The 13,055-nt window shown below is 70.2% G+C and carries 14 protein-coding genes; 10 read left to right on the plus strand and 4 right to left on the minus strand.

The genetic code is table 11. The annotated features are described in order from the left end of the window. From HNR14_RS18090 to lnt, 9 genes are all read left to right on the plus strand, one after another. A complete protein-coding gene (locus tag HNR14_RS18090) occupies positions 1 to 1,014 on the plus strand; it encodes a tRNA (adenine-N1)-methyltransferase (protein ID WP_179702094.1) in 1,014 nt (337 codons plus the stop codon). 64 nt (positions 1,015 to 1,078) lie between these two features. After that, entirely contained in the window at positions 1,079 to 1,981 is a 903-nt protein-coding gene (locus tag HNR14_RS18095; RefSeq protein WP_179702095.1) for an FKBP-type peptidyl-prolyl cis-trans isomerase, read from the plus strand. Positions 1,982 to 2,000: 19 nt separating this feature from the next. Further along, complete coding sequence (locus HNR14_RS18100; RefSeq protein WP_179702096.1) at positions 2,001 to 3,035, plus strand: WYL domain-containing protein; 1,035 nt, start codon at positions 2,001 to 2,003, stop codon at positions 3,033 to 3,035. Continuing rightward, positions 3,028 to 4,002, plus strand: coding sequence for a helix-turn-helix transcriptional regulator (locus HNR14_RS18105; protein WP_021761608.1), 975 nt, complete (start codon positions 3,028 to 3,030; stop codon positions 4,000 to 4,002). Before HNR14_RS18100 ends, HNR14_RS18105 begins: the two co-directional genes overlap by 8 nt. Before the next feature lie 9 nt (positions 4,003 to 4,011). Further along, complete coding sequence (locus HNR14_RS18110; RefSeq protein ID WP_179702097.1) at positions 4,012 to 4,365, plus strand: hypothetical protein; 354 nt, start codon at positions 4,012 to 4,014, stop codon at positions 4,363 to 4,365. Further along, positions 4,365 to 4,586, plus strand: coding sequence for a Sec-independent protein translocase subunit TatA (tatA, locus tag HNR14_RS18115; RefSeq protein WP_021761604.1), 222 nt, complete (start codon positions 4,365 to 4,367; stop codon positions 4,584 to 4,586). The genes HNR14_RS18110 and tatA overlap by 1 nt, the downstream gene beginning before the upstream one ends. Positions 4,587 to 4,629: 43 nt before the next feature. Beyond that, complete coding sequence (tatC, locus tag HNR14_RS18120) at positions 4,630 to 5,382, plus strand: twin-arginine translocase subunit TatC (protein ID WP_021761601.1); 753 nt, start codon at positions 4,630 to 4,632, stop codon at positions 5,380 to 5,382. 9 nt (positions 5,383 to 5,391) lie between these two features. Beyond that, positions 5,392 to 7,824, plus strand: coding sequence for a DEAD/DEAH box helicase (locus HNR14_RS18125; RefSeq protein ID WP_179702098.1), 2,433 nt, complete (start codon positions 5,392 to 5,394; stop codon positions 7,822 to 7,824). Between the two features lie 37 nt (positions 7,825 to 7,861). After that, positions 7,862 to 9,412: an apolipoprotein N-acyltransferase gene (lnt, locus tag HNR14_RS18130; RefSeq protein ID WP_179702099.1), complete on the plus strand. Its 1,551-nt coding sequence runs from the start codon at positions 7,862 to 7,864 to the stop codon at positions 9,410 to 9,412. A gap of 24 nt (positions 9,413 to 9,436) precedes the next feature. Here lnt and HNR14_RS18135 read toward each other — a convergent pair whose 3' ends face one another. The 4 genes from HNR14_RS18135 to HNR14_RS18150 all read right to left on the minus strand — a co-directional run bounded on the left by HNR14_RS18135 (position 9,437) and on the right by HNR14_RS18150 (position 12,166). After that, complete coding sequence (locus HNR14_RS18135; RefSeq protein WP_039921634.1) at positions 9,437 to 9,808, minus strand: RNA polymerase-binding protein RbpA; 372 nt, start codon at positions 9,806 to 9,808, stop codon at positions 9,437 to 9,439. Positions 9,809 to 9,924: 116 nt separating this feature from the next. Further along, positions 9,925 to 10,677, minus strand: coding sequence for a glycerophosphodiester phosphodiesterase family protein (locus tag HNR14_RS18140; protein WP_179702100.1), 753 nt, complete (start codon positions 10,675 to 10,677; stop codon positions 9,925 to 9,927). After that, positions 10,674 to 11,651: an SPFH domain-containing protein gene (locus HNR14_RS18145; protein WP_179702101.1), complete on the minus strand. Its 978-nt coding sequence runs from the start codon at positions 11,649 to 11,651 to the stop codon at positions 10,674 to 10,676. The genes HNR14_RS18140 and HNR14_RS18145 overlap by 4 nt, the downstream gene beginning before the upstream one ends. Beyond that, complete coding sequence (locus HNR14_RS18150; protein WP_179702102.1) at positions 11,648 to 12,166, minus strand: NfeD family protein; 519 nt, start codon at positions 12,164 to 12,166, stop codon at positions 11,648 to 11,650. Before HNR14_RS18150 ends, HNR14_RS18145 begins: the two co-directional genes overlap by 4 nt. 115 nt (positions 12,167 to 12,281) lie before the next feature. On the opposite strand from HNR14_RS18150, the gene HNR14_RS18155 reads away from it, so the two are divergent. Beyond that, positions 12,282 to 13,052, plus strand: a complete 771-nt coding sequence (locus HNR14_RS18155; RefSeq protein WP_179702103.1) for an SDR family oxidoreductase — start codon at positions 12,282 to 12,284, stop codon at positions 13,050 to 13,052. Positions 13,053 to 13,055: the final 3 nt, after the last annotated feature.

Below are 13,055 nucleotides of genomic sequence, written 5' to 3' on the forward strand. Positions count from 1 at the left end.
ATGAACGAGACACGACGCAGCTCCGGCCCCTTCCGCGCGGGCGACCGCGTGCAGCTGACCGGCCCGAAGAACCGCATGAACACCATCACGCTGGTGCCGGGCAAGCTGTTCCACAGCCACCGGGGCGTGCTGGAGCACGACGCCATCATCGGCCTCCCGGACGGCTCGGTCGTCACGAACAACGCCGGCGTCGAGCACCTGGCGCTGCGCCCGCTGCTCACCGACTTCGTCATGTCGATGCCGCGCGGTGCCGCGATCGTCTATCCGAAGGATGCCGCGCAGATCCTCGCCCTGGCCGACATCTTCCCGGGCGCGACCGTCGTCGAAGCTGGCGTCGGCTCGGGGGCGCTCTCGCTCTGGATCCTGCGCGCGATCGGCCCGGAGGGACGGCTGCACTCGTTCGAGCGGCGCGAGGAGTTCGCCGAGGTGGCGCGGGACAACGCGGCGACCTTCCTCGGCTCCGACCCGGAGAACTGGACGGTCACCGTCGGCGACCTGCAGGAGGCGCTGCCCGCCGCCGTCGAGCCGGGATCGGTCGACCGCGTGGTGCTCGACATGCTCGCCCCGTGGGAGACCCTCGACGCCGTGACGACGGCGCTCAAGCCCGGCGGCGTGGTCATCTGCTACGTCGCCACGGTCACGCAGCTCTCCCGCGTGGCCGAGGCCATCCGCGCGACCGGGAACTTCACGCACCCGCAGTCGAGCGAGACGATGGTCCGCGGCTGGCACGTGGAGGGGCTCGCCGTGCGCCCGGACCACCGGATGATCGCGCACACCGGCTTCCTCCTGACCGCGCGGAGGCTCGCCCCCGACACCGTGCTGCCCGAGCTCAAGCGCCGCCCGTCGAAGAGCGACTACTCGGATGCCGACGTCGAGGCCTGGACGCCCGGCGCCCTCGGGGAGCGTCAGTCCAGCCCGAAGAGCCTGCGCAAGCGGGTGCGGGAGGCCGCGACGAGCGCCGAACTGGCCAAGGCCCGCGACGAGGCGGACGAGGACGCCCCGACCGTCGACTAGCATGAGGAGGTCGTGAGGTCTCGTACCTCCGGCCTCCCCACCGATTCGCATCGAAAGAGGACCCGTGCGCAGAGCTACCGCACTCGTCGTGGCCGCCGGCCTGTTGGCCGTCGCGCTGACCGGCTGTTCGTCGAACCCGAACGCGAGCTGCGACGGGGCACTCCCGTCGGGCAAGGCCTCCGACCTGGTCACCGCGACCGGCAAGATCGGCGGCACGCCGAAGATCGAGGTCCCCGCGCCGATCGACACCACGACCTCGCAGCGCACGATCCTCACCGAGGGCACGGGCGAGAAGGTCCAGCGCAACCAGATGCTCGAGGTCACGTACAGCGTGGTCAACGGCGAGACGGGCGAGACCGCGGGAAGCAGCTCGTCGAAGCAGCTCTACGCGACGGGCACCGACGCGATCAGCAAGGGCCTCCTCTGCGCCCCGGTCGGCTCGCGCGTGGCCATCGTGGTCTCCCCGAAGGACTCCGGCGCCGACGCGGGCTCCGGCTCGCCGTCGCCGGTCTACGTCATCGACGTGGTCAAGGCGTTCCTGCCGGCCGCGAACGGCGCCGTGCGTCCGTCGGTCTCGGGCTTCCCGACCGTGGTGCTCGCGCCGACCGGTCAGCCGGGCATCACCATCCCGTCGTCGGGCGGTGCGCCCACGAAGGTGCGCAGCGAGCTCCTCAAGGAGGGCGACGGTGCCGTGGTGAAGAAGGACAGCCAGGCCGTCCTCCAGTACACGGCGGTCGGCTGGGAAGAGAAGAACGTCGTCACCAGCAGCTGGACGACCTCGCCCGACCTCGTCGACATCGCGACCGGCCAGAGCTCGCTTCAGAACCAGTCGAGCTCGGTGCTCCCGCAGGCGATGCTCAAGGAGCTCGTCGGGCAGAAGGTCGGCTCTCAGGTCGTCATCGAGACCCCCAAGGACAGCGCCTTCCCCGCCGCCGCGTGGGTCGTCGACATCCTCGGAGTCCGCTAGCCGCGACTAGGATGGACGGGTGCCGAAAACCTCGTCCTCGCCGTCGCGCGTCCCTGTCGAGGAGCGGTTGTTCAGCCTGGTGCTGGCGCTGCTCGCGACGGAGACGGGGCTGACGAAGAACGAGATCTTGTCGACCGTGCAGGGCTACCGCCAGCGCTACGCCGCCCACGGCGACAACAGCAGCCTGGAGCGGCAGTTCGAGCGCGACAAGGACGACATCCGCGAGCTCGGCGTCCCGCTGGAGACCATCGAGTCGCCGGAGGCGTCCGGCAACAACCAGCTGCTGCGGTACCGCATCCCGAAGGGCGCATACGACCTCCCGCAAGACGTCGTGTTCTCCCCGGAGGAGATCACGCTGCTCGGTCTGGCCGCGACGGTCTGGCGCGAAGGGTCGCTCTCGGGAGAGTCGCGCCGCGCGCTGATGAAGCTGCGCTCGCTCGGCGTCGAGGCGGACGAGCCGATCGTCGGCTACGCGCCGCGCCTGCGGGTGCGGGAGGCGGCGTTCGAGCCGCTGAGCCAGGCGCTGGAGCGGCACGCGATCGTCCAGTTCCCGTATCTCAAGCCCGGTGAGACCGCCTCGCGCCTGCGCACGGTCGCGCCGCTCGCGCTGGTGCAGCACCAGGGTCGCTGGCACCTCCAGGGCATCGACCAGGACGCCCAGGGCTCCCGCACCTTCCTGCTCTCGCGCATGGTCGGGCCGGTCAAGGTCACGAACCGCACGTTCGAGCCCGAGGGGGACGGCTTCGCCGAGCGCGCCCTCGCCGACCTCGACGCGATCTGGGAGGCGAACGTCGCCGAGATCCGGGTCGACGCCGGGACGGACGCCGCCACGCGTCTGCGCAAGCGGTACGGCGACGCGGTGCCGGTGCACGACGGCGGCGAGGCGTTCACGCTGACCGTGAACTTCTCGGACATCAACATCCTCGCCGACCAGCTGGCGAGCTTCGGGCCCGAGGTCCTGGTGGTCTCGCCGCCGGAGTTGCGTCAGCAGGTGCTGGACCGGTTGCTCGCCACCGCGCGCGCCCACGGAGCAGGGGAGGAGCACGATGGCTGACCGCCGCCGGCCGATGCAGGCGCAGGACAAGCTCGCCTTCCTGCTGGCCCTGGTGCCGTACCTGATGGACCGCGACCGGGTGAGCGTGACGGAGGCCGCCGCGCACTTCGGCGTCGAGCCGGACCAGCTGCGCGACGCCGTGCGGCTGATCGCCGTCTCCGGCGTGCCGGGCGAGACGAACGCCTACCAGCCGGGGGACCTCTTCGACATCTCCTGGGACGACTTCGAGGACAACGACCGGATCGTCCTCACGCACCAGGTCGCCATCGACGACTCCCCGCGGTTCTCCGCACGGGAAGCGGCGGCGCTGATCGCCGGCCTGCAGTACCTCACGGCACTTCCCGAGAACGCGGACCGCGACGTGATCGGCTCCCTGATGGCGAAGCTCGCTCGCGGGGCCTCCGGTGCCCCCAGCGAAGTCGCGGTCGCGCGCTCCGAGACGGACGAGGCGCTGGCCGCGATCCGGGATGCGGTCATCGCCGGCACCCGCCTCGACTTCGACTACCGCAACTCCCGCGGCGAGCGGGAGCGCCGCCGGGTCGACCCGCTGCGCGTGGAGTCGATCGACCAGGACTGGTACCTGCGCGGCTGGGACCACGCGCGCACCGCGCTGCGGACCTTCCGGCTCGACCGCATCGAGAATCTCACCGCGACGGATGTGCCGATCGCGTACAGCCCGGGCGACGTCACCCTCCCGGAGACGCTGTTCGAGGGCACGCCGGACGACCAGCTCGTCACCGTCGAGGTGTCCGCCTCCGCGGTGCCGCTCATCGAGGACTACATTCCCGAGGGCGCCGAGCGCCGCGAGCACGACGGCGTCGTGCGCACGAGCGTGCGGGTGGCGCACTTCCACGGCCTCAAGCGGCTCGCCGGCGGCCTCTCGGGCGTGCTCACCGTGCTCGACCCGCCCGAGGCCCGCCGGGTCGTCGGGGAGTGGGCCGCCGCCGGCGCGGCCCGGTACCGGTAGGCTTCCCGCATGCCGTGGTGGTCGTGGCTCGTGATCTGGACCGTGCTGGTGCTCGGTCTGCTCGGCATGCTCGCGTACTTCGCCTGGAGCCTGTTCCGCAAGCTCATGGCGGCGGGCCGGGAGGCCACCGCGCTGATCGAGAAGGCGGAGATCCTGCAGTCCCGCGTCGACGACCTGCGGGAGGAGCCCTTCCATCCCGCCGTCTTCGCCGACGCCGCCGAGCTCCGCCAGGGGCGCACGCAGGCCCGCGCCGATCGGGAGTTCGCAAAGCAAGCTCGCAGGGATGCGCGCGTGCGGCGCGGTAAGCTACTGGTCAAAGCGGACCCCTCGCGCTTTGAATACGTGACTCGAAGGACTCCATAATGCTCGGTGGACTCACCGGATGGCATCTGCTCATCATCCTCGCAGTGATCCTGCTCCTCTTCGGTGCGCCGAAGCTCCCCGCGCTCGCGAAGAGCATCGGTCAGTCGATGCGCATCTTCAAGGGCGAGGTCAACGAGATGAAGAAGGACGGCAAGGACGCCGACGCCTCGTCCGAGCCGACCGTGACGGACTCGTCGGCCGAGACCAAGCCGAAGCCGTAACGCGGTGGCCTCCACCAAGCGAGGCAAGAACCGCGAAGGGCGGATGTCGCTCGCAGAGCACTTCGTCGAGCTTCGCAAACGCCTCTTCCGGTCGGCGATCGCCCTCCTCGTCGGCGCCGTCATCGGCTGGTTCCTCGCCGATTTCGTCATGGACGCCCTGCGCGGGCCGATCACGCAGATCGCCGAGCAGCAGGGCCGCGACGCGACCCTCAACTACGACAGCATCACGGGTGCCTTCGATCTGAAGATGCAGGTCGCGGTGACGATCGGCGCGATCATCTCCAGCCCCGTCTGGCTCTACCAGGTGTGGGCGTTCTTCGTTCCCGCGATGACCCGCAAGGAGCTGAAGTACGCCTTCGGCTTCTTCTTCACCGCCGTCCCGCTGTTCATCGCGGGCGGCGTGGTCGGCTGGATGCTGGTGCCGCACATCGTCAGCCTCCTCACGAGCTTCGCGCCCGAGCAGGATGCCGCCATCATCGGCGCCAAGACCTATTTCGACTTCATCATGAAGCTGGTCCTGGCGGTCGGGATCGCCTTCGTGCTGCCGGTCTTCCTCGTGCTGTTCAACTTCGTGGGGATCCTCAGCGCCAAGTCGATCATCGCCTCGTGGCGCTGGGCCCTCATCCTGATCGTGCTGTTCACCGCCATCGCCACCCCGGCGGCCGACGTGCTCTCGATGTTCCTCCTCGCCATCCCGATGGTGGGCCTCTACTTCGCCGCATACGGCGTCGCGTGGCTGCACGACCGCCGCGTGGCGAAGGTCGCGGATCGGCTGGAGGCCGAGCTGGCGGCATAGTCTGGACGGGTGACCGACCAGCAGCTCTCCCCGGCCGAGCGTTTCGCCGCCTCGCGCCAGCGCGCCACCCAGCCGATCCTGGAGAACTTCCGGGCGGGGCTGCGCTTCGACCTCGACCCGTTCCAGCGGGAGGCGTGCGCGAGCCTCGAGGAGGGCCGGAGCGTGCTGGTCGCCGCCCCCACCGGTGCCGGAAAGACGATCGTGGCGGAGTTCGCGGTCTTCCTCGCGATGCGGGAGGCCAACGCCAAGGTCTTCTACACGACGCCGATGAAGGCCCTGAGCAACCAGAAGTTCCAGGAGTTCGTGGACGCCTACGGGCCGGACTCCGTCGGTCTGCTCACCGGTGACACGAACATCAACTCGCACGCCCGCATCGTCGTGATGACGACCGAGGTGCTGCGCAACATGCTCTACGCCGACTCGGACCTCCTCTCCGACCTGGCGTACGTGGTCATGGACGAGGTGCACTACCTCGCCGACCGCTTCCGCGGCGCCGTGTGGGAGGAGGTCATCATCCACCTCCCGTCGGAGGTCCGGATGGTGTCGCTGAGCGCGACCGTGTCGAACGCCGAGGAGTTCGGCGACTGGCTGCAGGCGGTGCGCGGCGACACGGACGTGATCGTCTCGGAGGAGCGCCCGGTGCCCCTGGAGCAGCACATCCTCATGCGGTCGAAGCTGATCGACCTGTTCGACTCCTCGGGGCTGGCCGCGACCAACCGCGTGAACCCCGAGCTCGTCCAGATGGCGCGCTACGGCGGCCGCGTGCTCAGCAGCCGGCAGACGCGGGATGTCGGGCGCTACCACTCGCGCGGTGGCCGGCCCGACTCCTTCCGGATGGAGCGGGCGGCGTTCGTGGAGCTGCTGCGGGAGCGCAACCTCCTCCCGGCGATCTTCTTCATCTTCAGCCGCAACGGCTGCGACGCCGCCGTGCGGCAGACCTTGCGGTCCGGCCTGCGGCTGACCGAGAAGCACGAGCGCGACGAGATCCGCGCCATCGTGGAGGAGCGCTGCCGCACCCTGCTCGACGAGGATCTCGCCGTGCTCGGCTACTGGGAGTGGCTGGAGGGCCTGGAGCGCGGGGTCGCCGCCCACCACGCGGGCATGCTGCCGGCCTTCAAGGAGGTCGTGGAGGAGCTGTTCCGCCGCAAGCTCGTGAAGGTCGTCTTCGCGACCGAGACGCTCGCGCTCGGCATCAACATGCCCGCTCGCACCGTGGTGCTGGAGAAGCTCGAGAAGTTCAACGGCGAAGCGCGCGTGCCGATCACGCCGGGGGAGTACACGCAGCTCACCGGGCGCGCCGGCCGCCGCGGGATCGACGTCGAGGGGCACTCGGTGATCCAGTGGGAGGACGGCCTCGACCCGCAGTCGGTCGCCTCCCTGGCCTCCCGCCGCAGCTATCCGCTGAACTCGAGCTTCCGCCCGACCTTCAACATGGCGGTGAACCTCATCGACCAGTTCGGGCGACCGCGCACGCGCGAGATCCTGGAGTCGTCGTTCGCGCAGTTCCAGGCCGACCGCGCCGTGGTGGACCTCGCGCGCAAGGTGCGGCAGCAGGAGGAGTCGCTCGCGGGTTACGAGCAGGCCATGACGTGCCACCTCGGCGACTTCCGCGAGTACTCGCGCATCCGCCGCGAGCTCACCGACCTGGAGCGCAAGGGCGCCAAACTGGACAACACCTCCCGCGCCGACCGCGACAAGCGGCAGCGCCAGCTCGCCGCCCTGCGGAAGCGGATGAAGGACCACCCCTGCCACCGCTGCCCCGACCGCGAGAAGCACGCGCGCTGGGCGGAGCGCTGGTGGAAGCTCAAGCGCGAGACCGACCGGCTCAGCGCCCAGATCCAGTCGCGCACCGGCGCCGTGGCGAAGGTGTTCGACCGGGTGTCGGACGTGCTGCTGGAGCTCGGCTACCTCGTCGAAGAGGACGGCGGCACCGCCCTCACGGTCCACGGGCGCACGCTGAAGCGCATCTACGGCGAACGCGACCTGCTGGTCGCCGAGTGCCTCCGCCGCGGCGCGTGGAAGGAGCTGGACGCCCCGAGCCTCGCTGCGATGGCGTGCGCGCTCGTGTTCGAGCCGCGGCGCGACGAGGGGCTGGCCCACGAACGGACGCTCCCGCGGGGCGCGTTCCGGCCCGCGCTCGACCGCACGATCGAGCTGTGGAGCAAGCTCGACGACCTGGAGCGCGAGAACCGGCTCTCGGGCAGCGAGCCGCCCTCGACCGCCCTCGCGCTGGCGATGTACCAGTGGGCGCGCGGCGCCGCACTGGACTCGGTGCTGCGCGAGGCCGACATGGCCGCCGGCGACTTCGTGCGCTGGACGAAGCAGACGATCGACCTGCTCGACCAGCTCTCGCTCGTCGCCCAGGGGAACGTCGGACGGACCGCGCGGCAGGCGCTGGACGCGATCCGTCGCGGCATCGTCGCGTACTCCGCGGTTGCCTGAGCGGGGTGCCGAGCCGGATGCTTTAGGCTCTCCCTTCGTGACCCGTACGCCCCGCGCCCCGCTCCCGCTCTGGCTCGCGGTGTTGCTGGCCATTGCCGCCGGGCCGGTGCTCGACGCCGGGTTCCCGGACAAGGACTGGTGGCCGCTGACCTTCGTCGGCATCGCGATGGTGCTGCTCGCTCAGCGGGGCCGTCGCGCCGGCTCCGCCTTCCTGGTCGGCTGGCTCGCGGGGGAGTCGTTCTACCTGGTGCACGTCGCGTGGACGGCCCTCTACCTCGGCCCGGTGCCCTGGGTGGCCCTGTCGACCCTGGAGGCCCTGTTCTGGGGCGTGGGCGGCATCCTGATCACGGTGGCCTACCGCTGGGTGCCGCGCGCGTGGCCGGGCGTGTGGGGCCGCGTGGGACTGGTTCCCGTGATCGTCGCCGGACTGTGGGTGCTGCGGGAGTACGTGACCGGCAATTGGCCGTACGGCGGCTTCTCGTGGGGCCGCGTCGCGGAGTCCCAGTCGCTGAGCCCGTTCGCGCCTCTCGTCGCGTGGCTCGGCATCTCGGGTCTGAGCTTCGTCATGGTGTGGCTCGTGGCGCTGATCGTCGAGCTGGCGTTCGCGATCGACCTCCGCGCCGCGTCCCGTGCCGGGCTCGCGATCGGGGCCGTGGCGCTCGTCCTGGTGATCCCGGCCTGGCCGACGCCGACGCACGGCACCACGCGCATCGCGGCCGTGCAGGGCAACGGGCCGGCCGGGTACTTCGACGACGCGCCGGTGGGCGCGGTGCTCGACGCGCAGGTCGCCGAGACGCTGAAGATCGCCGACCAGAAGGCGGACATCGTCGTGTGGCCGGAAGGCGCGGCGCTGCCCGACCCGACGCGCGACCCGGCCTCGGCGGCCATCCTCGACGCGCTCAGCCGACGGATGGATGCGACCTTCGTCGTCGGGACCATCACGGCCCGCGACGGCAAGTACTTCAACTCCTCGCTGCAGTGGGAGGCGGGCAAGGGCGCCGTCGACTACTACGACAAGAAGCACCCGGTGCCGTTCGGCGAGTACGTGCCCGACCGGTCCTTCTGGCGACCGTTCGCGCCCGACCTGATCGACCTCATCGGCCGCGACTACACGCCCGGGACGCGGGACAACGTCTTCGACATCGGCGGGGTGCGCGCGGGCATCTCGATCTGCTTCGACATCGTCGACGACCAACTCCTGACGGACATGATGCAGGGCGGCGCGCAGGTCATCCTGGCGCAGACGAACAATGCCGACTTCGGTCAGACGGACGAGAACCAGCAGCAGCTCGCCATCGCGCGCCTCCGCGCGATCGAGGCGGGCCGTGCGCTCGTGAACATCTCGACCGTCGGCAGCAGCCAGATCGTCGCGCCCGACGGCCGGACGATCTCGGAGATCCCGCCGTTCACGCCCGGGCACATGATCGCCGACGTACCGCTCGGCACCACTACGACGCCCGCCACCCTGCTCAGCCGCGGGATCGAGTTCCTGGTCGCCGGGCTGGGACTGTTCGGGCTGCTGATCGCCGCGGGCGCACGCCGCAACCCGGCTCCGGACACGAGAAGGCCGCTCCCACCGGTGCGGTGAGAGCGGCCTCGAGTCGTGACGGGGTCAGGCGCTGTGCTTGCGCTCCCCGGTGCCGCGACGGGCACGCAGGTACTGCAGGCGCTCCTCCAGGAGCTCCTCCAGCTCGGCGCGCGTACGGCGCTCCAGGAGCATGTCCCAGTGGCTGCGCGGCGCCTTGACGTCGGAGTGGTCGACCTCGACGGGGGTGTCGCCGACCAGTCTCCGGGCCTCGTGTCCGCAGTGGCGGCACTCCCAGGTGTCGGGTGCCTCGGCCTCGGACGAGAACACGGTCTCGGTCTCGTTGCCGCACTCGGGGCACAGGTAGGTGTAACGGGTACGCGGTGAGTAGACGACGCCTTCTTCGCTCTGTAAGCTCTGGGCGCCGAGTCTCATTCCGCGCAAACTGCGATCTGCCATCGTGTGGTCTCCTCTTCGCGCGAATCCTCACAGTTATAAACCGTCAAGCTGGGGATTGTCTTTCCGGGGCGCCGGATCTCTCAGGACGCTCACAGCCTCCCAGAAGACTCCCAGCGTCAGACGCCGCGCGAACGAGCCAGACCGACGAGCAGATCGCAGCGATCCGTGACGATCCCGTCGACGCCGAGATCGAGCAGCCGGGTCATGTCGGCGGGGTCGTTGACGGTCCACACGTGGACCTCGGCGCCGGCGGCCTGGATCGCGCGGACCGTTCGCGCGCTGACGACGCGGAGCGGCCCCTGGCGCTCGGGGACCTGCACCGCCGCGAAACCGCGTAGGGAACGCCGCACCAGGGGAGCGAGACCGGCTTTGGCGGCGGCGAGGGCCGGTGCGAACTCCGGGACCGACGGCGAGGTGGCCACGCCCGGCAGCTTGTCGACGACGGCCAGCCGCCGCGCTTTGGAGAAGCTCGTGATCAGCACGCGGTCGACGGCTCGCGCCTCCCGGATCGCGGCGACCGTGGAGGCCGCAGCGCGCTCGTCCTTCACATCGATGTTGAACCGCGCCTGGGGGAACGTATCGAGCGCTTCCGCGAGGGAGCAGAACTGCTGGTCGTGGCCGAGCTCCACCCGCCGCAGCTCCCTCATCAGCATCCCGTCGACGCGCCCGGGGCGGCCGGCGACGCGGTCGAGCTCGGGATCGTGGCTGATGACGGCGACACCGTCGGCGGAGGCGTGCACGTCCGTCTCCAGATGTGTGGCCCCCGCGTTCAGCGCTGTGAGGAACGCGAGCAGGGTGTTCTCCGGCGCGTCGATGGCCAGCCCGCGGTGCGCGATCACGCGCGGCCGCGGGCCGTCGAGGAAGCTCACGCCGGGGGAGCGGGCGGGGCGGCCGGAGGAACGGGCGTCGCGGTCCCGTCGGCGACGGCTGCTGCAGCGGCGGCAGCACCCTTCTCGCCGAACGCCTGGCCGATGCCCTTGAGCGCCTCGGTCAGCTCGCTCGGGATGATCCAGAGCTTGTTGGCCGGACCCTCGGCGATCTTCGGCAGGGTCTGCAGGTACTGGTAGGCGAGCAGCAGGTTGTCCGGGTTGCCCTTGTGGATGGCGCTGAACACCGTCTGGATGGCCTGCGCCTCGCCCTCGGCACGCAGCACGGCCGCCTTGGCGTCGCCCTCCGCGCTCAGGATGGCCGCCTGCCGGCGTCCTTCGGCGTTCAGGATCTCGGACTGCTTGTTGCCCTCGGCGGTCAGGATGACGGCACGGCGATCGCGCTCGGCGCGCATCTGCTTCTCCATCGAGTCCTGGATCGAGAGAGGCGGGTCGATCGCCTTCAACTCGACGCGGGAGACGCGGATGCCCCACTTGCCGGTCGCCTCGTCGAGCACGATGCGCAGCTGGCCGTTGATGTTGTCGCGGCTGGTCAGCGCCTGCTCGAGGTTCAGGCCGCCGACCACGTTGCGGAGCGTGGTGGTGGTGAGCTGCTCGACGGCGCCCAGGTAGTTGGCGATCTCGTACGTCGCCGCACGCGCGTCGTTGACCTGGAAGTAGACCACCGTGTCGATCGAGACGACGAGGTTGTCCTCGGTGATCACCGGCTGCGGCGGGAACGAGACGACCTGCTCGCGCATGTCGATGAGCGGCCGCACCTTGTCGACGAAGGGCACCACCACGTTCAGACCGGGGAGGAGCGTCTTGTGGTACCGCCCGAGCCGCTCCACGACGCCGGCGCGCGCCTGCGGGATGATGCGGATCGCTCGGAACAGGGTGACCAGCACGAAGATCGCGATGACCGCGATGATCACGATGACCACGATGGTCGTGACGAGCTGACTGGAATCGTTCACGACGCACTCCTCTCGGTGATGCCGTCGGCGCCCGAGGGCACCGGGGCAGGGGTGACGACGGCGGTCGCACCCTCGATGGACACGACCACGACGTGCTCGCCGGGGACGAGTTCGGCGGCCGGGGACGCGACGGCGGCGCCGTCGGCCGGGGTGGCGAGGCGAGCGGTCCAGGTCTCGCCGATCGCGAGCTTCACCAGCCCACCGGTGCGCGACACGGTGGAGACGACAAGGCCGCCCATCCCGATCAGGGCCGCGACGTTGCTCTTGGCCGGATCGCCACCGCGCTTGAGCGCGCGGAGCAGCGGAGGCCGGATGAAGAACAGCAGGACGATCGAGAGCACCGCGGCGACGATCAGCTGACCCCACCACGGGGTGCCGACGAGACCGGAGATCAAGCCGCCGACGCTGCCGATGGCGATCATCAGGAAGACCAAGTCGAGTGTGAGCATCTCGATGATGATGAAGATCAGGATGAGCACCAGCCAGGCGATCCAGGCGAAGGATGTGATGTCCATGATGGGCCCCCTTCCCTGCGCGTCCTGACTCGACGTTATCAGGTGCCCGACGCCTGTGGACGGAACCCACTTGGTAGTCTCAGGATGCAGTTTTCCGCACACGCAAGGAGTTTTCGTGTCCAACCCCCTCGCCCCCGGCTCGCTCGCCGGCAAGCGCGCCCTCGTCACCGGATCGTCCCGCGGCATCGGCGCCGACACCGCGCAGTACCTGGCCGAGGCCGGTGCGAGCGTCGTGATCAACTACCGCAACAAGGAGGCCCGGGCCGTCAAGCTTGCGGACGCCCTCCGCGCGAACGGGGCCACCGCACTGACGGTCGGCGCCGACCTCACCGACCCGGCCTCGGTCGCCGGGATGTTCGACACCGTCGCCGACGAGTGGGGCGGCCTCGACATCCTCGTGCTCAACGCCTCCGGCGGCATGGAGTCGGGCATGGCCGAGGACTACGCGATGCAGCTCAACCGCGACGCGCAGGTCAACGTGCTGACGGCGGCCCTGCCGCTGCTCGGCGCCGGGTCCCGCGTCGTCTTCGTGACCAGCCACCAGGCGCACTTCATCCGCACCACGCCGACGATGCCCGAGTACGAGGCCGTCGCACTGAGCAAGCGGGCGGGGGAGGACGCGCTGCGCGAGCTGCTCCCGACCCTGGAGGAGAAGGGCATCGAGTTCGTCGTCGTCTCCGGCGACATGATCGAGGGCACCATCACCGCGACGCTGCTCAACCGGCTCAACCCGGGCGCGATCGACGCCCGCAAGGAGGCCGCGGGCAAGCTCTACAACGTCAGCGAGTTCGCCGCGGAGGTGGCGGCCGCGGCCGTCGACCCCATCCCGGTCGGGCACACGCGCCTCGTGGGCGACGTCTCCAGCTTCACGCCGGTCGACGAGTAGGGG

This window comes from Leifsonia naganoensis (assembly GCF_013410615.1).
Taxonomy (GTDB): domain Bacteria; phylum Actinomycetota; class Actinomycetes; order Actinomycetales; family Microbacteriaceae; genus Leifsonia; species Leifsonia aquatica.

What these genes read in the sequence shown, in the direction of transcription:
- HNR14_RS18090 (WP_179702094.1), top strand. Translation starts at nt 1, where the DNA reads ATGAACGAGACACGACGCAGCTCCGGCCCCTTCCGCGCGGGCGACCGC.
- HNR14_RS18105 (WP_021761608.1), top strand. Translation starts at nt 3,028, where the DNA reads ATGGCTGACCGCCGCCGGCCGATGCAGGCGCAGGACAAGCTCGCCTTC.
- HNR14_RS18110 (WP_179702097.1), top strand. Translation starts at nt 4,012, where the DNA reads ATGCCGTGGTGGTCGTGGCTCGTGATCTGGACCGTGCTGGTGCTCGGT.
- tatA (WP_021761604.1), top strand. Translation starts at nt 4,365, where the DNA reads ATGCTCGGTGGACTCACCGGATGGCATCTGCTCATCATCCTCGCAGTG.
- tatC (WP_021761601.1), top strand. Translation starts at nt 4,630, where the DNA reads ATGTCGCTCGCAGAGCACTTCGTCGAGCTTCGCAAACGCCTCTTCCGG.
- HNR14_RS18135 (WP_039921634.1), bottom strand. Translation starts at nt 9,808, where the DNA reads ATGGCAGATCGCAGTTTGCGCGGAATGAGACTCGGCGCCCAGAGCTTA.
- HNR14_RS18150 (WP_179702102.1), bottom strand. Translation starts at nt 12,166, where the DNA reads ATGGACATCACATCCTTCGCCTGGATCGCCTGGCTGGTGCTCATCCTG.